The following is a 19,362-nucleotide window of genomic DNA, read 5'->3' on the forward strand; positions in this document are numbered from 1 at the left end:
AATCATTTCTGAAAGGTAAGCGCTTACCTATAGCGAAGGAGGAGGGACAATGGATATCTCATCCATGATAGATACGAATTGTATTTTGTTTGATTCGACGATTCAATTGAAAAAGGATTTGTTTTCCCGTCTAGCTACTATTCTTGAAAAAAGTGGTTATATATCAAGTAAGAAACGTTTTATAAAAGACTTAGAAAAAAGAGAGAAGGAGTCTCCAACTGGAATGGAAGATGGATTTGGCATACCACATGCAAAAAGTAAAACAGTAAAAAATCCTGTGATCGTTTTCGCTCATACAGGAAAAATAGTAGATTATGTTGCGCTAGATGGTTCACATGTTGATTGTGTTTTTCTGTTAGCGGTGCCTGAAAAAGCAAGTGATATTCATTTAGATATACTTAGCTATTTAGCAAGGCAACTAATGAATGATGACTTTAAATTAGAATTAAAACAAGCAAGCAATGCAAGTGATATACAAAGCTTATTAATGAATAAAGGAGGGAGCTCATTATGAAAATTGTTGGCATCACATCTTGTCCAACTGGAATTGCCCATACCTATATGGCTGCAGAAAAACTGCAAAGAACCGCATTAGAAAAAGGTTATGCAACGAAATTCGAGACACAAGGTGTAAAGACAGAGAATGTGCTTTCGGCCGCTGATATAGAAGAGGCAGATGTAGTAATACTTGCTATAGATAAGATAGTAGAATTGGATCGATTTGTTGGAAAAAAAGTGAAAAAAGTTTCTACAGCAAGAGCTATTAAGGAACCTCATCTTGTTATTGAAGAAGCTATTAATGGAAAGGGAACTTATATTCATCAACAAGAAAGTAACCAGAATACCTCACAGAATTTCCAGAATAAGAAGAGTGTGTATAACCATTTCATGAATGGTGTTAACTATATGCTCCCCTTTGTAATTGCTGGGGGAATTCTAATAGCAATAAGCTTTGCTTTTGGTATAGAAGCATCGAATCCTAACAGTGACCAATACAATGTAATGGCTGCTGCTTTGTCCAAAATAGGTGGCGATACTGCTTTTGCACTCATGGTCCCAGCCTTAGCAGCAGGAATCGCAGTTTCATTTGCAGGAAGAGCAGGATTTGCACCAGGATTAGTAGCCGGTACATTAGCTTCAGCTGGAGGTTCGGGTTTTTTAGGTGGAATGATTGGTGGAATATTAGCGGGATATATTACGGATAAAATAGCAAATAAAATCCATGTGAAAAAATCGTTTCAGGCTATCTATCAGCTCATTGTTGTCCCACTAGTAGCAATTACTGTTGTCGGTCTATCTATGGTGTTTTTAATTGATACGCCTATTTCTTGGTTATTAAATACATTAACTAGCTTTTTAAACGGATTAGGAGAAACTTCAGGACTTGTGTTTGGATTATTAATAGGATTAATGATGGCCGCAGATATGGGAGGCCCAATTAATAAATCAATTTCTACTTTTTCTATTGGATTAATGTCTGCAGGTGTAAATGCTCCAATTGCTGCATGTATGATAGCAGGAATGACACCTCCACTTGGATTAGCACTTGCTACTATATTATTTAAACAAAAGTTTAATGAGGAAGAAAGAACTTCTGGAAAGTCCTGTTGGATTTTAGGTGCTTCTTATATTACCGAAGGAGCTATTCCCTTTGCAGTCGCTGATCCCATCAGGGTGATTCCTAGTCTAATGGCTGGATCGGCTGTTGCTGCCTCTATTTCAATGGCTTCAGGAGTGACGTCAATGGCACCACATGGTGGAGTATGGGTTATGTTTATTCCAAACGTCATTAACAATCTACCAATGTATCTTCTTGCATTAGTAGCAGGTACAGTTGTTACAGCTGTGACAGTAGGATTACTAAAAAAAACACCAATTAAAAAGGAACAAAACATATCTAGAGAATTGGAAAACAAAGAAGGGATTGCATAATATGTTATATACAATGAGAGATTTACTAAAAGTGGCAAAGGAAAATCAGTTTGCGGTACCAGCGTTTAATATTTGTAGTTTTGATATGTTGAAATCTATTATGGAAGAAGTAGAAGACCAGAATGCGCCAGTAATTATTGAAATTCATCCAGATGAGATCGCTTATTTAGGAGACCGGTTTATTGCTGCTGTTCGAGAATATGCATTATATAGTAAAGTTCCTGTTGTAATCCATATGGATCATGGAGGAAATATAGATGATGTGATGCGAGCTATCAAAAATGGTTATACGTCCGTAATGATTGATGCCTCATTATCTGATTACGAAGAAAATGTGAAGATAACAAGAGCTGTGGTAGAATTGGCGCATAAGGTGAATGTTTCAGTTGAAGCAGAGTTAGGAACGATTGGAAATAATGGATCCTATGAAGGTGGCTCAAATAAAATTATCTATACTGAACCAGATCAAGCGGTTGATTTTGTTAAACGAACAGGTATTGATACTTTAGCTGTTGCAATTGGAACCGCCCATGGACTTTATCCAAAAGACGTTATTCCAAAACTCAACATTCCATTACTAAAAGAATTAAATGAACGAATAGATATTCCGTTTGTGTTACACGGTGGTTCAGGCAACCCCGATTCTGAAGTCATTGAATCAATTAAATATGGAGTAGGGAAGGTAAATTTATCTTCTGATTTAAAGAGCGTGTTTTTTCATGAGGTTCATCAAGTTTTAGCAGATAATCCAGGCATGTATGAACCAAATCAAGTGTATATTCGGCCGAATGAGAAGGTAAAGGAAGTTGTACGTCATAAATTAAATATCTTGAACACTGTAAATAAGGCTGATTTGTATTAAATGTTATTAATTGGTGTGGACGATTATGTCCATGCCTTTCATGCATTTTAACTAGATTAATAGTAAAACATAGCTTTATTGAAAGGAGGGATATGAATGACAACATCCATACAAAAGGAAAGACAAGATAAAATTGTTAATCATTTAAAAGTAGAAAATTTTATGAAGACTACTGATTTGGTTGAGTTATTAAATTATAGTGAGGCAACGATAAAGCGTGATTTAATAGAATTGGAAAATCAAGGATTAATTCGTAGAACTCGTGGCGGCGCCGTGATTATTGACCGCCGAAAGATTGATATTCCTTATTTAATGAAAGTTGATAAGTTTAATGATGATAAAGAGAAAGAAAGAATGGCAAAATTGGCAAAGGAATTGATTCAAAATGATATGAATCTATTTATTGATTCAAGCAGTACAGCATTACATTTGGTTCATCAATTAAACAAGTTTGAAGGCTTACAAGTGATTACAAATGGAGTTATTACAGCTAGTTTATTATCAGAGTACACATCAGCAAAAGTGAATATTCTAGGAGGTTCGATTGTTCCTAAGCGGTTTACAGTTAATGGGTCTAAGGCATATCATGATGCCCTAACTTATAATGTTGATCTAGCATTTGTTTCTTGTCGTGGCTTTGATTTTTCTGTAGGTGCAACAGAAACAACAGAAGGAGAAGCATTAATAAAGCAATCATTCAGAAAAGGGGCAAAAGAAGTTGTTCTGATGGTAACACATGATAAATTGAATCAGAAATACTTACATCAAAGCTTAAATTGCTCTGATATTGATTATATGATTGTAGACAAACCCTTATCAAAAATAGAACTAGAGGATTTACAAAAACATAAAATATCCGTTTTATATTAAAAAAGAAAAGTCTCTTGTACAGAAAAACTATAAAAGATGAAACACCATAAGAAGAGAAAATAAAGTTACTCAAGTAAACATTGGTTGATCGGAATAGAGGATTTAACTAGATAGACAAAAAACTCACCAAGATTATGGTGAGCTTTTTGTCCAATTCATTCTTACTCAATCGTCTTCTTCATCGCCTCATACATATTCTCCACATGCTGATCCACTTCATCACGAGACATCCGCAAGCGATCTACCGAACTGCCATAGCCTATTTCTACCTTACCTTCTTTTAACCCTTGAAATATTCCATCGGCAAACTCGTTTAAAGGCTCTCCTGCTGTATGTAACCCAGCTCCACCTAAATCGGTATTTACTGCTGGAGGGGCAACTTCAATTACTTCTATAGATGTCTCGGAAAGCTGGTGTCTTAAGCTGACAGTGAATGAATGCATCGCTGCTTTGGTTGCTGAATAAATGGGTGCAATAACCATCGGAGTAAAGGCTAAGCCGGATGTTACATTAATAATGGCCGCATTTTCTTTTTCTGAAAAATAAGGTGCAAATAGCATAGACATATGAATAGCAGCTTCCATATTAATGGTAATTTCTTTATTGAAATAGCTCCAATCATTCTTTGCATCCGCTTTTAACACATTAAACCGTTGTTGTATGCCTGCATTGTTTACTAATACGTTCACCTTTGGATAATTCGCTGTTACCCATTCAAATAATGCGATGCGGTCAGCTTCCACAGAGAGATCACTCACATATGTAATCAAGTTAGGATATTTTTCTTTTGCCTGTTGAAGTGCATCTTCCCTGCGGCCACATGCAATCACCGTATTTCCAGCGTCCATAAATCTTTCTGCAAAAGCTAAGCCGATTCCGGCATTTCCGCCTGTAATGAGAATAGTGTTATTAGAGAGTTTCATTGGGATTCCTCTTTTCCACTTATTTTATATTCTATTTAATTACTTCCTATTTTCTTTCCTCGATCTTTTCAAGTACCGTGAAATTTTCTCTTCCATTACTTTTAGGGACTCCTTCATTAACGATCTTTCAGTGATTAAAATCATGTTTGTGATTTTCTATCATGGCAAGGCTTTGCTGGATGGTGCTGTCTCCTTCGATAATCCAATCAATATATTGTTTAATTCTTTTTATCGACATATGCGTATTTTTTTAACAAATAACGGTTTCAAATAGTGCCATCTTGTTTTCTAAAAATAATCGCCTTTCAGCTTCATCGCGTTCTAGCAATGGAAGTAATCCTTGTTTTTCATAATACCTAATCGTTGATTCAGGAATATTAAATTTAGCTGATGTTTCACTGCTATTTCATTCGGAGATCTCCAATCATTGTCGACAATATTAGTATACGGTTTAAACTATGGTTTAAGTCAAGCAGGCTGATGAAAGGGCCCTCAAATCAATAAAAAAAGAGCAAATTATTATTGCCCTTTCTCTTTTCCTTAATTAAATAAATATTTATTTCTGATTTTCTTCTTAATCATGCTAAGAAATGCACATAGGAATGTGGTCTGTGCATAAGTTGTTCGAATGAGCCGAATTCTACTATATTCCCATCTATCAAAACAATAATTTCGTCATAAACAGATAAATTTTCTTTTTCAAAATGATGAGAAACAGAAACAACAGTTAGTTCTTTATCTAGTAAGACTATTTGTTCAATTTCCTTAGCAGTTTCCCTATCTAAAGAGGATGTTGCTTCATCCATAAGGAGAATTTCACGATTTCTTAGAAAGGCTCGTGCTATTTCGATACGCTGTCTCTGTCCCCCAGACAAATTCTTTCCGTCTTCTCCAACTTTATAATCTAGCCCTTTATCAAAAATTACTTCAGTTAGTCCAGCCCGAGAACAGGCATTTATAATATCTGTTTCACTGTAATTTTCTCCGAGTATTATATTATTTCGAAGCGTATCATCAAATAAGAACGGCTTTTGATTAATCATGGATATTGTTTTATAAAAAGAAATTGCATCAACATCTAGAAAGTTTACGCCATCAAGTTTTATAGTACCTTGATAATTTTGAATTCTCTTTTGAAGTATTTTCAATAAGGTACTTTTTCCTGAACCTGAAGGACCGGTAATAAGAATTTTTTTTCCTTTTTTTATTTCAAGGTTTAAATCTGAAAGAATCATTTTATCTCCTATTTTGTATGTGAGATTCTCACATGTTAATGCATCTTTAAAAGAGATTGCTTGATGATTAGCAGGTATATCGGGTGTGCTTTTTATAAAGTTTTGAATTCTATCACGAATTTTTTTGGTAGTTAATATCTTATTATACTCTTCCAATGAATCAAGCGCTGGAGCAATAATAGTATTAGAAAGCTGAATAATTGCTAGAACTGTTCCAATAGTAATAACCCCTCGAGTGGCAAGGATTATTCCATATAGATTAACAAAGAAAAAGCCACAAAGCCCAAAAAAACCTACAATATTATCTGAAAGTACACGCCAATTATTTAATGTCGCAAAACTTCTTTCAACAGTAGAATTATATGTAATATGATCATCAATCATTCGCTTTTCCATACCATATCCTCGAATAGTGTCTATACCTGTAAAAGCATCCTTTACCTTTCCAGTATAAATTTCATTTTTATTTGTCCAGTCTTCTGTTTGATTAACAATCCTTTTTTTAAATAATTGTGGGATAAGACTAGGAATAATAAACACTACTATTAATAGAATAGCCATTGTACTATTAAGAAAGAAAATAGCACTAATAGATATGAAAAAAATTATTAGGTTTAGAATAATTTTTAATAAGGAGTCATAATAGTTGGTTTGAATTAATTTTAAATCATTTAATAAGAATGAAACATAAGATGCAGTATTCTTCTCTTGGAGTAAATTATCTGAATAAATAAAAACTTTAAAAATTTTTTGTTTTAAGGCTGAAATCTTCATAAAAATTATCTGATGTACAGTAAAGTTATATAATGTTTGACTAATCATAATCAAGAAATAACCACCAATAGTAAAGATAATTAAATTTACAAGAGGAAGTTTATTTGCGGCTTCAAAATAATCGAAAACTTCTTTAAAAACAAATGCTTTAAAGGTATTTTCAAATGCTGCAAATGGTAGTAAAAAGATAAAAATAATTAACCATTTTTTATTTATATTTTTAGACAAGTAGTCACCTTCTTTTAAGTTGATTCTTTACAAAAGAATTTTGGTGTTAAAGGAAAATTAAATAATATTATGAATTCTATCTAATTTAGAAACGATATCCTCTATTCTATCATGGTGTTTTGCGATTAAATCGAAAACAATTTTTGTTTCTTCCCTTTTACTCTTACAACTAATCTCTTGATATGGATTTTCATTAGTTCTTTTACATATGACACATCTGAAGCGAGCAATACATAACTCACACTCTTTTCGTTCTTTCATTTTGGAATGAAATATTTCAGGATAACTCATAATTCTTTTCCAGACATAATTTATATCTGCGTTAACTATATTGGTGATTTTTTCAGAAGTATTAACAAATAAATGGCATGGCCAAATGTTTCCATTTGGATCGATAGATAGTAACTCTAAACCAGCTTCACAAAAGTGAAACCAATCTATTTCTTTCGAAAAGAAATAAGATAATATATCAGAAGTGTTAGTTCTCATAAAATAAGATTGTTCATTTAGAAACTCTTCAAAGTCTTCTTCAATTTCTTCTCTAACTATATTATAAACATATTTAGACGTTCCTACTTCCCATACATCATTAACTGCTATATTTGGTATACCAAAGTCACGATAGATTTGTTTAGCAATTTCTTTTTTTGAATAAAGCTGATTAGTAGAAGGAGAATAAGTTGCTTGAATGGAAAGAATTTTATCAGGATTTGTCATTTGGATTTTTTTTACATTATCTAGTATTTTTTCATACGTTGGATTATTTTTAATATCTCTTCTATACTTATCATGAATTTCTTTTGGTCCATCTATACTGACAGTAACTTTAAAATTATACTTTAAGATTAAATTCATAATAGTTGGATTTAATAAATTTGTGCCATTAGTCTGCATCATAAAAGTTAGATGAGGATATTTCTCACAGAAATATTTAATCATCTTAGGATTAAGAGTAGGTTCTCCTCCAAAAAAGGTAATTGATTTAATATTGGTAATATAGTTATCTATCAATTCTGTTACTCGATCAGCAATTATTTCCTTCATAAATAATCTATTATCACCATAATTCCCTTGCCCAGCATAACAATATGAACATCTCAAATTACAGCCATGCGAAACATTAAGCTTAATATTATCAATGCGAGGAGTAAATTTATCAAATATACTATTAACAGGATTCCTATGCTGAATATATTTTTCAATATCTGGCAAAGTTTCAAAGCTTCACCTTTATAGAGTTTAATGAAACCATTATAAAATTCTTCATTTAACTCATATATATCAAAAGTTAATAAATCAAAAAGTATGCGATTATCTTCATTAATATAAATGTTATATTTGGAGATAAACATTAATATTTCCTCCTTAAATTACAGTTGAAATAATAATTTAGATTAGGGGCGAATTATCTATATATCTGATAAATTAGTAAAACTCCCTCACGATTTCTAAAAAATTGTGAGGGAATCTTCAAAAAGGTCAATAAATTTAACCGCAATTAATTCCATTACAGTTTTTAGAACGAGTAGGTATCTCAAAGTTTTTTTTCTTCATTTAAAATTTCCTCCCTTCTAGTATATTAATGCAAATATAGAATAATTAGAAAAAAAAGTAAATAATAGAAAAAGAATATTCATAAAATATACATAAAATAAATTATTTTGAACTTTTATTGAAAGGTGGGAATCTAACATTTACTCATCATTCTTTCAAATCCCTAACCATTCTTAAAAAAATATGATACTCTCATCATGAGGTGGAAATTTTGGAACAATTAATTTATACACTTTTAGCATATATAAATAATTCTTTAGAAAAGGATATTAACTATTCCATCGCCAATAGTTTCCTGGAAAATATTCATCATATAGAAGGCTATTCTTTAGAAATGGCTGCAGAAGTATGTAATGTAGCCCCATCTACGATTAATCGTTTCTGTAAGCGCATTGGTTTCCGCAACTTTTCGAATCTCCGCAGCAGTGTAGCTTATCAAGGGGGAATGTATGAGGAAAGGGAAAAGAGCTTAACTACAGAAACATTTGAATTAAAACTAAAGGAAAATATCGAGATGATGGAAGGGATTTCTAAGGAACAACTAGACCGTATCATAAAAAAGATTCATGAGTCTAAAAGAATTGTCATACTAGGATTTGAAAAACATCAGATTCAAGCGATGGAGCTTCAAAAGCAATTATTTCTGCTTGGAAAGCTATGTGAATGCAATACGAATTTTTTTAAACAATTGGAAACAGTATCTCATTTGACAGAAGAAGATATGATTATTACGATTTCCATTGAAGGAAACATCCTGACAGAAGCGTTAGCAATCAAAGAAAAAATTAAGGCGGCAAATGGAAAGAAATTACTAATTACTTTTTCAGATCCTGAGAAGCACCAACAAATATTTGATGAGATAATACAATGTGGAAAAATTGATAATAGTGCTGTGAGTAGTTATACCTTATTACGTTTGTTTGATATTCTTATCTATCACTATCAAAAACGATATCCTTCTTTTTAACTGGTCTGAAAGAGACCAGTTTTTTCTTTTTTGTAAGCGTATCATTATAGGTAGAGATTAGAAAAGGGAGGAAACATATAATGAAGAAAAACGGATTTCCTGAAGGTTTTTTATGGGGGGGAGCTACAGCTGCCAATCAATTAGAAGGTGCGTATAATGAAGGCGGAAAGGGATTATCGATCTTTGATATGGTCACATTCGTTCCAAAGGAAGAACGTGGCGATGATATCGAGATGGATGTGAAAAGCAAAGCAGAATTAGAAGCACTATTAGCTGGCAAAGGCGGCGACAATTTTCCGAAACGTCGCGGGATTGATTTTTATCATCGCTATAAAGAAGATATTGCTCTTTTTGCAGAGATGGGCTTCAAAACATTCCGTCTGTCTATTTCTTGGCCGCGTATTTTCCCGAACGGGGATGACTTGGTGCCAAATGAAGAGGGCTTAGCTTTTTATGATCGAGTATTTGATGAGTTGGCTAAATATGGAATTGAGCCATTAGTGACGCTGTCCCATTATGAAATCCCACTAAACCTTGTTCAAAAATATAATGGCTGGGTAGATAGACAATTAGTAGATTTCTTTGTTCATTATGCTGAAACTGTCTTTAATCGCTATAAGGACAAGGTGAAGTACTGGTTAACGTTTAATGAAATTAATATCTCAACGCTATCCCCTTACATTGGTAGTGGTATTTTAATTGATGAGGTAGAGAATAAAGAACAAGCTATTTATCAAGCTTTACATCATCAATTTGTGGCAAGCTCTAGAGCAGTGAAGGCATGTCATGAGATTATTCCTGAAGCACAGATTGGCTGTATGCTGGCACGTATGGAAGTATATCCGGAAACATGTAATCCAGATGATGTATTAGCAGCATTAGAAGAGGATCAGAAGAATTTATTTTTCACAGATGTTCAAGTGCGCGGATACTATCCAAGCTTTATGCTGAACTACTTTGAGGAAAATAATATTCAGATTGAAATGCTTCCAGGGGATGAAGAGCTGCTTTTACAACATACTGTTGATTTCCTATCTTTTAGCTATTATATGTCTATGGTGGCAAGTGGAGCACCAGATAAGAAAAAAGAAAAAGGTAACTTCTTCTCTGGAGTGAAAAATCCATACTTAGAATCATCTGATTGGGGCTGGCAAATCGACCCGAAAGGATTGCGTATTACGCTAAAGAAAATGTATGATCGTTATCAAGTACCTTTATTTATCGTTGAAAATGGATTAGGTGCGCATGATAAAGTAGAAGAAGATGGTTCTATTAATGATGATTACCGTATTGAATATATGCGGGCACATATTGAGCAGATGAAAGAAGCAATTAAAGAGGGGGTAGATCTCATTGGCTACACAAGCTGGGGCTGTATTGATCTTATTTCTGCCAGCACCTCTGAAATGTCTAAACGATATGGCTTTATCTATGTAGACCAAGACGATTATGGCAATGGAACATTAAAGAGAACAAAGAAAAAATCATTCGATTGGTACAAAAATGTTATTGCGACAAATGGCGAAGAGTTATAATTTATGCCTAGATAAACAGTGCTGTCCCTTTTGGGATTCAGCACTGTTTTTTTAGACTATTTTAGAAAAGGAAGAGCGATATGATTATCAAAAATGATAGATTTTTTAGAATTAATAAACAAATCTTAATATATTGATATAATGAAAATCATGTGTTAGAATGTTCCAGTCAAGCATCTTCGTAGGAGAGTTTAGAATCTATTATTAAGTAATTTTAAATAATATTCTAAGTTTTCTAATAATACACAACAGTCTAAGAACTGTGAGGACATTATTTTTGTCCAAGTGTTTATATAGGCTATATACTACTAACAGTTTATAGAATAGTAATTATATTATATGAATATAAGGAGAGATTCAAATGAAATATCTTTCTCTATTTATGGCCGCGTTCCTATTCTTGCTTGCAGGATGCGGGAATTCAGCGGAAGAGAAAAAAGAGCAACCAGTAAAAGAACAAACGAATGCAAAACAAGAAACAAAAGCAAAAGAATTAACAGATGAAGATAAGAAATTTATTGCTTTATTGGAAAAAGGCGAATATCAAACAATCATTGATGAAACAATCGGTCTTGGCAGTGATGCCCAAGTGAATTTTTACTTTTTAGCAAATGCCTTTAAGGCAGTTCCTGATTATACATTAAGTAAAACATATTTGAATAAAACGAAGTATATTCCAGCTGAAATTGAAGATAAAGTAAATAAATTAAAAGAAGATATAGATGCTAACGTGGAGAAAGAGGGAGCTTAATCTCTTTAATCTCGTTAGATAGGTGCTTGACCTCAAATTAAGATGTAATGAAGAACCTTGTCAGAAGATTTCTGGCAAGGTTTTTAATACTTTGGAAAGGATAGCATAAGGCATCAATCAATACTTTTCCTAACACGAAGAAAAGAATAAAAAACAAATCAACAAAAATAAAGTTGATTTGTTTTTCGTTATCCTTCATATGATTTGTAAAAATCGATAGCCTTCTGGATATAAGGCTGTTCTTCTGGTGGTACCTCTTCTTCGTGATAAATGGCGGAAACTGGACATACTGCTTCACATGCACCACAGTCAATACAAATATCAGGATCAATATAAAATTGATCTTCTCCCTTTGCGATACAATCAACAGGACAAACATCTACACAATCTCCTGCTTGTTCATGCATACATGGTGAAGTTATAACGAAAGGCATGGAATCTCCCCTCCCCTTTACTTAAATATTATTAAGATCTTATGCTGAGTAGTACTTCATTCATTCGATTTATATTTTCGCGGATTTTTACAGCACTCATGTAATCAATTTTATCATGATAGCTTTCAGGCTGTTCTCTTTGCTCATCAATAGACATATGCTGATATTCATCAATGCCCCCTGTTGATGCTTGATAGTCCTCCATTAAGCTAGCTTCCAATTGTTGAACCATATTGTTTATTCTATCAAGACTTTGTGTCATCGAAATGGCTGTGTTGATGATTTCTTCGTCTAATTTTGGAAAGTTATCCATTTTGTTCTTCTGTTCTTGTAAATCATTCTTTACTTGCTGAAGCAAAGGATCTTTGTCAGCATCTACTTTCATATGATCAAGTATTTGTAACGTGTCGCCTATCAATATTTGCAATCTCTTGGAGGCGTTTTCCATGGAAATCCCACCTTTAAGCATTGTATCTATAAAATGGACATAATATCGGCTTTCTATACATCTTACGAGAGTTCTCGCTATTTTCTAGGCGAAATGCGAGTAATCTTTTTAAAATGGCGATGAAAGGATCGCAAATTATTGTAACCCACAGTTATGGCAATTTTGCCAATCGGCAGCTGCCTATTTTTTAACTGATAACACGCCTGTGATATTTGATACTGGGTCAAGTATTCGGTAAAGGTCATATTTGTTATATGAACAAACAGTTTGGAAAGATAAGCATAATCATATTGCAGATGCTTTGCTGCGACTTTCAATGTGCAATCTTGACTGTAGTGGCTGTCTACATAAAGCATCATTCTATGAAAAACGTTCATCTATGTTGAGTATGAAACAGGCGTTAATTTAGTGTCCTCTACTAAATTACCACATATATCATAAAGAAAACTTTTTTGGCGATAAATAGACAAATTGGGTGTCCTTTAAATAAATCACATTGCTTTCTGGAATAAAGCCCTTAGAACCTTTTGAAAGGGAAGAAGAAAAGCTAGTAGAAGATCCCATCGAACTTCCAGAGAATTTGGAGAAAATGATGGGAGAAATGCAATCAAACAAACCCTTAAATGAGTGCGAATGGTGGATGCTGACTTTGAAAATCAAGATGAGCGAAGTAGTAATCAATCTCGATTTTTAAAGGAAAGAAAATCAGAGAAAGGTGTATTAGGACTATCAGTATGGTGAAAAAGGAAAGAATTATGTGAAGGTTTGGGGATAAACAGAAAAAGCTCTAGCAAATCGTCATATTTCAGCTAGCCAGAGCTTTTTTATGCAATCAATCAACAATTTCCAAGCCCAATAAAGCGGAAAATTGGATGGCTTGATAGGTAGAAACTTTACACCCTTTTAAATCTGTTGGAGATACAAGCAATGATTGGAAGGTAGATGTACTAATATCAACACCGTTAAGGGAAGTTCTTTCAAAATTTGCTCCATCCATCGTACATTTCTTAAATTCAATCTTTTTAAAGAGACAGTCATAAAAATCAGCAGATTCAACAGGTGAGTCTTGGAATCTAACTTTCTCTAGTTTGGAGCTTCCAAAAGCGGCTAGCCTCAATAAGGAATCAGTAAACTGCACATTTCTTAAACGTGAGTCTGTAAAATCTACCCCCAATAATTTGCAGTTAGTAAATTGGCATTTGTGAATGGAAGAACTATTGAGCTTCGCATTAGAGAAATCACAGTTTTCAAAAATAACGTCTGTTAATTCCATGCCGGAAAAATCAGTATGCATAAACTTACAATTCTTCAGCACCATTTTCGATAACCGTACTTTATTTAATGCTTCTTCTTCAAACATGGAGTGATGCACTTCGCATCCTTCTAACTCTAATTCTTCCTCGTACAATATATCGTGAAAATTTCTTGATGGTAGGTTCGCAGGTATCTTTGGTTCTTCTATTTTCATCTATACTACTCCTTTTCTGTTGCATTCCCGTGTGATAACTATATGAAAAAATAACTTTAATTTAAAGACTGTATTTTTTGTTCTATTTATGTGCAGGTGAAAAATTATAGTTTTTTAAGGTTCAGTTAAGGTATGGAAAACGAACAGTTAAGATGGAGCGGCTAGAATAAATGGAAGAAAAGAAATGGAGGAGAAAGTTATGTCAGATTATATTATTGAAACAAGCAATTTAACGAAGAAATTTGGAAAGTTTTTAGCCGTTGATCAGGTAAACCTATTAGTTCCAAAGGGAGGGATTTATGGATTTCTCGGACCAAATGGTGCTGGAAAGTCGACGACGATTCGAATGCTGCTCGGACTTATTAAAGAAACAAAAGGAGAGGTGAAGGTATTTAATAAGTCGATTAAGGATGACCGCATCGCTATTCTAAGCCGCATTGGCTCCATGGTAGAAACACCTTCCTATTATGGTCATTTAACTGCTTATGAAAATTTAGAAGTAACGCGAAAAATTTTAGGTGCAGAAAAAAAGGAAATAGAGCGTGTTTTAGAAATTGTAAAATTAACAGAAGTTCGTAACAAAGCAGTAAAAAAGTTTTCTTTGGGCATGAAACAACGGTTAGGAATAGCTCAAGCTCTGTTAGGAAAACCAGAATTACTGATTCTTGATGAACCGACAAATGGATTGGACCCCTCTGGCATTATCGAAATTCGGGAACTAATTAAAAGTTTGCCAAAGGATTATGGCATTACGATTTTGATATCCAGCCATATTTTAAGCGAAATAGAACTAATGGCAACCCATGTTGGGATTATTAACAAAGGAAGATTACTATTTCAAGGTTCAATGAATGATTTACGAGAGAAACAAAAGGAGGTCATTCAACTAGAGGCGGAGCCGAGGGCAGAGGTAGAAGCTTATTTAAAAAATGCTGGGATATCTTTCGAAGCTGATACGAACTATTTATACCTTGAACCAAACTACCAGGCAGCGAAAGTAAATCGAGAGCTGATTATGAATGGGTATGATGTACATCAATTAATGATGAAAAAGAACTCCTTAGAGGAAATATTTCTATCTATTACAGGGAAGGAGTCAGTGTTATGAAACTTGCAACCTTGATTTTGTTAGAGAGCTACAAGCAGAAAAAAGGCTGGTTGTGGTTATTTTTACTAGTTATTCCTACTGGAACGACATTGGCGATGTTCTTAGATATTAATGAGCGCTATGACTATTTACGCGATACAGCAAGTCCTGGTTATAATTCATGGGATATTCTTTTGTTAGAAAATCATAGTGTTCTTGGGTGGGGCATGTTTTTACCGATGTTTATCGGCATCATTTACTCCTTAATCTTTCAAGTGGAAGAAAGCCAAAATAATTGGAAGCAAATTCTTAGCTTACCTATCAAACGAGAAACTGTATATTTTTCTAAGTTTTTAGCAGGCCTTTTGTGCTGTATAGCTCTTATAATCCTAAATGTGCTCGGCCTTATTTTAGTAGGATATATGATGGATTTTCCTGAAGCGGTGGAATGGAGCAATTATCTTGTTTATGCGGGGAAACAAATCGTGATGATATTAGCTGTTGCTAGTTTGCATAATTGGTTAAGCTCTTATTTTAAGAATACGATCATTCCTATTGCGATTGGATTTGCTGGAGTCATTGTATCCGGTATTGTCAAGTTTCAATATCCAGAAGCAGGAAAGTTCTTTCCCTATACGTATCCTTACGTTACAGATGGACTGGTCAATAAGGAATTAGCAGAGTTTTTGCCTTATTCTCTCGTTTTTACGTTGTTATTTTTATGTTTTGGAATATGGCAATTTATAAGAAAAGATGTTCTGTAGGAGGGGAAAACAATGTTTACATTATTAAAAGTAGAATTATATAAATTAAAGCGGTCAAAAATTTTATTAGCAACTACGATTTTTACTTTTCTTGCTCTTTATCAAGGCTGGGATTCTGCCAAATCTGGCCATGCAGAAGGGGAGGGGAATGTTTTTAAAGACTTTTTATTTCAAGGGACTGCTACTGTTTACAGCTGGATTATTTTCCCGCTTATTATCACCCTTGTTCTCGTGATGATGTCAAGAATGGAGCATAGTAATAATAGTTGGAAGTACTATCTGACATTACCAGTACACAGAGTGAAAGTATATTTAGCAAAGCTTGTTATTGGGGGCGGAATTATTTTCTATAGCTTAGTTTTACTGTTTGCGGGAATTATTTTAGCAGCTAATTTTCTGGGGTTAGAAGCAGTTCCATTGTTATGGTTAGCAAAAAGATTTGCTTTATTATTGCTTTCATCATTCGCGATAATCGGGATTGTTTTTTATTTAAGCTATCGTTTCACTCATTTTGCTGTACCTATAGCGATTGGAGCGGGACTTGCTTTTCCTTCCATGTTTGTTGCTAATTCAGAGAAGTATTGGATTTTTTATCCGTGGGATTATCCAATTGTTGCTTCGATGACTGATGTATTTGAAGTAGGTGGAAAAAATACAAGCATGCTTGTTATATCGATAAGTATCTTTCTTTTTGCAATTATTATTGGCCTTTTACGATTTCGGGCAAAAGATGTACTATAGCAATATAGAAGTGGAAAAGAAAGGGATATAATATGTCATTAACAGGATTAACAGAAAAGAAAATACTATTAGTTGATGATGAAGTCGATATTTTAAATTTACTAGAAACCGTATTGCGAAAGGAAGGCTTTAAGCGAATCGAAAAAGCAGCGACCGGTGAAAAGGGAATTAGGCTGAGTGAAACGTTTAATCCAGACATTATTATCCTCGATATTATGCTTCCTGATATGGAAGGCTATGAGGTATGTCAAAAGATGCGTAAGATAACCTTTGCGCCAATTATTTTTTTATCAGCAAAATCAGAGGAAATTGATAAATTGCTCGGACTTGGAATAGGTGGCGATGATTATGTAACAAAGCCTTTCAGCACAAAAGAATTAGTGTTTCGGATTAAGGCTCAACTCCGAAGAAGTCAATATATGATTCAAAGCCAAAATATAGATGAACAGATTACGTTTGGGGATATCATCATTTCACCGAATACTGGAGAAGTGAAAAAAGGAGAGAACTCCATACCGCTAAAAGCGAAAGAGCTGCAATTATTAGTTTATTTGGCCAAACATCCGAATCAGATTTTTAGTAAAAATAAAATCTGTGAAGCTGTGTGGGGAGAAGATTTCATTGGTTTAGATAATACTATTATGGTCCATATTCGCCGCCTTCGCGAAAAAATTGAAGAGGATCCTAGTAATCCAAAATGGATAAAAACAGTTAAAGGACTAGGCTATAAGCTGCAAGTTAGAGGAAATGAAGGATGAAGTGGAAGATTACAACGCAGTTTCTCTTTTTTATGATATTAAGTTTATTGCTTTCCATTTTTGTTTTTCTTTTGTTTAATGTATTTTTCTTCTATAGTAGCTATTTGGGAAAGGAACGTATATTCCCCTATCAGAACCCGACTTATTATACACTGGATTTTGTAGACAATATTCGATATGAAAATGATCAAGTTTCTATTGCAAAGAACAAGCTGGATGATCTCGAAGAGGGACAAATTTGGATTCAAGTTTTAGATGAAAACGGAACGGAGATATACAGTAAGTTTAAACCGGAAAAAGTGCCTACCCATTATACGCCTGCTGAAATAATCCGCTATCATAAATTTACGGGAGCACTAGAAAACTCCACTATATATGTTGGGATGCTAGAAAAAGGAAATCGTCATTTGAGCTATATTATGGGGTATCCAGAGAAAGTTATTGGAAAGGCTTATATCAATTATCGGACAGAAACACTACTGCGAGATGTTTTGCTCGTGATTGTTTCCATTGTAATTGTTGTAACGTTAATTGCTTTAATATTTGGCTACTTTTTTAGTAGAAGGCTGGCAAAGCCGATTGTTCAGCTTATTGAGGGGATTAAAAAGCTTGCGAGAGGGGACTTTTGGAGAAGAGATCAGGTGAAGGGTGTTTATAAAACAGTATTTGAGAATTTAAATGAATTATCGGATACACTTCAATCTAATGAAGCAGAGCGCAGAAAATTAGAAAAGATGAGAGAAGAATGGATTACGAATATTACTCATGATATAAAAACACCACTTTCCTCCATTAAAGGTTATTCGGAACTGCTGCAAGACTACGAGTTAGATGCTAAAGAAAAGAATCGATATGTGGATATTATCTTAAATAAATCAGCCTATATTGAGCATTTAATCGATGATTTGAACCTAACCTATAAATTAAAAGGCAATGTCTTTCTCTTGAAAAAGTCAGAAGCAAATTTGGTGGAGATCGTAAGGGAGTCCATTATTCAAATTTTGAATCATCCTTTATACGAGGAAACGAATCTTGATTTTTCAACGGAAACCGAGCAAGTTTTATTTAGCTGTGATAAAACCTTGATACAACGTGCGTTAATGAATTTAATTTATAATGCCATCGTTCATAATCCGCCCGATACCTATATTCAAGTGTTTATTGGTCAAGAAAAAGAAACGATTAAAGTATGGATAGAGGATAACGGCAATGGCATTGAAGAAGGAGAACTAGAGGATTTATTTTCTCGCTACTATCGTGGAACAAATACAGGAGAAGCACATAAAGGAAGTGGCTTAGGATTAGCTATTGCTAAGCAGATTGTCGAAGCACATGGCGGAAAGATATTTGTAGATAGCAAGTTAGGGGAAGGAACTAGAATTACGGTTATTTTCTAGAAATATATTTTTAAATAATGGAAAGGGCAGAAACGCTTTTAAAAAGTTGTTAGTAAAATGTCATAGGTACTGTCCGACGCAACATAGATATGATTCGTATATGCAAAAAAGGCTCTCCATAAAGGGGGAGCCTCACAAAAACATATAGTTTATCCAAAAGTGGCCAGTGAAAAAAACGCAATAATCCCTAACAGTACTAACAGTTGGAGAATTATTCCCGCTATGCCCCATATTAAGCCTGCTGTCGCAAAGCCTCTCCCATTTTCGTCCGTTTTATTGATTTCATTTACTGCTTTTCTTGAAAAAATAATGCTGATAATTCCTAAGATAAGACCAATGAAGGGAATTAATACCGATAAAATACCAAATGTTAACGATATAATTGAATTAGTGTTTGTCTGATTGTTCATGACAGTCGTTCCTCCTTTCTCTTATTACTTGGCCCAGCTCAAACTCCGGAAAATCTGTCAGTTAGGGATGGGATGTATCCTTGAAGGTCGATCCATCAGTGGTTATCACTGATAGAAGTTTTCTTTCTATACTGCGGTTGTTTGCTTTATCCTTATATAAAGTAATACGAAGAACAGCATTTAAAGTTACAATGAATATTTTTCATTCTTTACAACGATTCACA

The 19,362-nt window shown here is 33.9% G+C and carries 21 protein-coding genes; 12 read left to right on the top strand and 9 right to left on the bottom strand.

The genetic code is table 11. From position 1 onward, the window contains the following. Positions 1–49 precede the first annotated feature (49 nt). From NSQ92_RS02115 to NSQ92_RS02130, 4 genes are all read left to right on the top strand, one after another. The gene (locus NSQ92_RS02115; protein WP_144546634.1) at positions 50–514 is read left to right on the top strand and encodes a fructose PTS transporter subunit IIA; all 465 of its coding nucleotides are present in this window, start codon (positions 50–52) and stop codon (positions 512–514) included. Further along, complete coding sequence (locus tag NSQ92_RS02120) at positions 511–1,932, top strand: PTS fructose transporter subunit IIC (protein ID WP_047943259.1); 1,422 nt, start codon at positions 511–513, stop codon at positions 1,930–1,932. Before NSQ92_RS02115 ends, NSQ92_RS02120 begins: the two co-directional genes overlap by 4 nt. Before the next feature lies 1 nt (position 1,933). Next, complete coding sequence (locus tag NSQ92_RS02125; RefSeq protein WP_047943258.1) at positions 1,934–2,794, top strand: ketose-bisphosphate aldolase; 861 nt, start codon at positions 1,934–1,936, stop codon at positions 2,792–2,794. A gap of 96 nt (positions 2,795–2,890) precedes the next feature. Beyond that, positions 2,891–3,664: a DeoR/GlpR family DNA-binding transcription regulator gene (locus tag NSQ92_RS02130; protein ID WP_047943257.1), complete on the top strand. Its 774-nt coding sequence runs from the start codon at positions 2,891–2,893 to the stop codon at positions 3,662–3,664. Between the two features lie 161 nt (positions 3,665–3,825). Here the strand turns inward: NSQ92_RS02130 and NSQ92_RS02135 are convergent, their stop codons facing one another. The 4 genes from NSQ92_RS02135 to NSQ92_RS02150 form a co-directional block, all read right to left on the bottom strand. Next, positions 3,826–4,587: an SDR family oxidoreductase gene (locus NSQ92_RS02135; protein ID WP_341132170.1), complete on the bottom strand. Its 762-nt coding sequence runs from the start codon at positions 4,585–4,587 to the stop codon at positions 3,826–3,828. Between the two features lie 250 nt (positions 4,588–4,837). Continuing rightward, a complete protein-coding gene (locus NSQ92_RS02140) occupies positions 4,838–4,963 on the bottom strand; it encodes a MerR family DNA-binding transcriptional regulator (RefSeq protein ID WP_341133134.1) in 126 nt (41 codons plus the stop codon). A gap of 202 nt (positions 4,964–5,165) precedes the next feature. Next, positions 5,166–6,824 carry an ABC transporter ATP-binding protein gene (locus NSQ92_RS02145; protein WP_061799992.1) on the bottom strand — a complete coding sequence of 553 codons (1,659 nt, stop codon included), beginning with the start codon at positions 6,822–6,824 and terminating at the stop codon, positions 5,166–5,168. 57 nt (positions 6,825–6,881) lie between these two features. Further along, a complete protein-coding gene (locus tag NSQ92_RS02150; protein WP_341132171.1) occupies positions 6,882–8,036 on the bottom strand; it encodes a radical SAM/SPASM domain-containing protein in 1,155 nt (384 codons plus the stop codon). A 553-nt stretch (positions 8,037–8,589) separates the two neighbouring features. On the opposite strand from NSQ92_RS02150, the gene NSQ92_RS02155 reads away from it, so the two are divergent. The 3 genes from NSQ92_RS02155 (at position 8,590) to NSQ92_RS02165 (ending at position 11,631) form a co-directional block, all read left to right on the top strand. Further along, positions 8,590–9,345, top strand: coding sequence for a MurR/RpiR family transcriptional regulator (locus tag NSQ92_RS02155; RefSeq protein ID WP_047943255.1), 756 nt, complete (start codon positions 8,590–8,592; stop codon positions 9,343–9,345). A gap of 80 nt (positions 9,346–9,425) precedes the next feature. Further along, positions 9,426–10,880: a glycoside hydrolase family 1 protein gene (locus tag NSQ92_RS02160; RefSeq protein WP_047943254.1), complete on the top strand. Its 1,455-nt coding sequence runs from the start codon at positions 9,426–9,428 to the stop codon at positions 10,878–10,880. 361 nt (positions 10,881–11,241) lie between these two features. Further along, the gene (locus tag NSQ92_RS02165; RefSeq protein ID WP_047943253.1) at positions 11,242–11,631 is read left to right on the top strand and encodes a hypothetical protein; all 390 of its coding nucleotides are present in this window, start codon (positions 11,242–11,244) and stop codon (positions 11,629–11,631) included. 188 nt (positions 11,632–11,819) lie between these two features. Here the strand turns inward: NSQ92_RS02165 and NSQ92_RS02170 are convergent, their stop codons facing one another. The 4 genes from NSQ92_RS02170 to NSQ92_RS02180 form a co-directional block, all read right to left on the bottom strand. Further along, a complete protein-coding gene (locus NSQ92_RS02170; protein ID WP_047943252.1) occupies positions 11,820–12,065 on the bottom strand; it encodes an indolepyruvate ferredoxin oxidoreductase subunit alpha in 246 nt (81 codons plus the stop codon). Between the two features lie 31 nt (positions 12,066–12,096). Beyond that, positions 12,097–12,513 (bottom strand): hypothetical protein, encoded by a 417-nt coding sequence (locus NSQ92_RS02175; protein WP_341152334.1) that lies wholly within the window; start codon positions 12,511–12,513, stop codon positions 12,097–12,099. A 77-nt stretch (positions 12,514–12,590) separates the two neighbouring features. Continuing rightward, complete coding sequence (locus tag NSQ92_RS26765) at positions 12,591–12,890, bottom strand: helix-turn-helix transcriptional regulator (RefSeq protein WP_328282727.1); 300 nt, start codon at positions 12,888–12,890, stop codon at positions 12,591–12,593. Positions 12,891–13,345: 455 nt separating this feature from the next. Continuing rightward, positions 13,346–13,981: a pentapeptide repeat-containing protein gene (locus NSQ92_RS02180; protein ID WP_047943250.1), complete on the bottom strand. Its 636-nt coding sequence runs from the start codon at positions 13,979–13,981 to the stop codon at positions 13,346–13,348. A 199-nt stretch (positions 13,982–14,180) separates the two neighbouring features. Here NSQ92_RS02180 and NSQ92_RS02185 point away from each other — a divergent pair, with 199 nt between their 5' ends. Genes NSQ92_RS02185 through NSQ92_RS02205 form a run of 5 tightly spaced genes read left to right on the top strand, consistent with a single transcriptional unit; the run spans position 14,181 to position 18,728 of the window. Continuing rightward, positions 14,181–15,089: an ABC transporter ATP-binding protein gene (locus tag NSQ92_RS02185; protein ID WP_047943249.1), complete on the top strand. Its 909-nt coding sequence runs from the start codon at positions 14,181–14,183 to the stop codon at positions 15,087–15,089. After that, positions 15,086–15,832, top strand: a complete 747-nt coding sequence (locus tag NSQ92_RS02190; RefSeq protein ID WP_341152335.1) for an ABC transporter permease — start codon at positions 15,086–15,088, stop codon at positions 15,830–15,832. The genes NSQ92_RS02185 and NSQ92_RS02190 overlap by 4 nt, the downstream gene beginning before the upstream one ends. Before the next feature lie 12 nt (positions 15,833–15,844). Then, positions 15,845–16,573 (top strand): ABC transporter permease, encoded by a 729-nt coding sequence (locus NSQ92_RS02195; RefSeq protein ID WP_341132175.1) that lies wholly within the window; start codon positions 15,845–15,847, stop codon positions 16,571–16,573. A 32-nt stretch (positions 16,574–16,605) separates the two neighbouring features. Continuing rightward, complete coding sequence (locus NSQ92_RS02200; RefSeq protein WP_061800009.1) at positions 16,606–17,331, top strand: response regulator transcription factor; 726 nt, start codon at positions 16,606–16,608, stop codon at positions 17,329–17,331. After that, positions 17,328–18,728, top strand: coding sequence for a sensor histidine kinase (locus tag NSQ92_RS02205; RefSeq protein ID WP_341132176.1), 1,401 nt, complete (start codon positions 17,328–17,330; stop codon positions 18,726–18,728). Before NSQ92_RS02200 ends, NSQ92_RS02205 begins: the two co-directional genes overlap by 4 nt. Positions 18,729–18,877: 149 nt before the next feature. On the opposite strand, the gene NSQ92_RS02210 is transcribed toward NSQ92_RS02205, so the two are convergent. Beyond that, a complete protein-coding gene (locus NSQ92_RS02210) occupies positions 18,878–19,138 on the bottom strand; it encodes a DUF4190 domain-containing protein (protein WP_061800014.1) in 261 nt (86 codons plus the stop codon). Positions 19,139–19,362 lie beyond the last annotated feature (224 nt).

It is taken from the genome of Niallia sp. FSL M8-0099 (genome assembly GCF_038006945.1).
Classification (GTDB): domain Bacteria; phylum Bacillota; class Bacilli; order Bacillales; family Cytobacillaceae; genus Niallia; species Niallia circulans.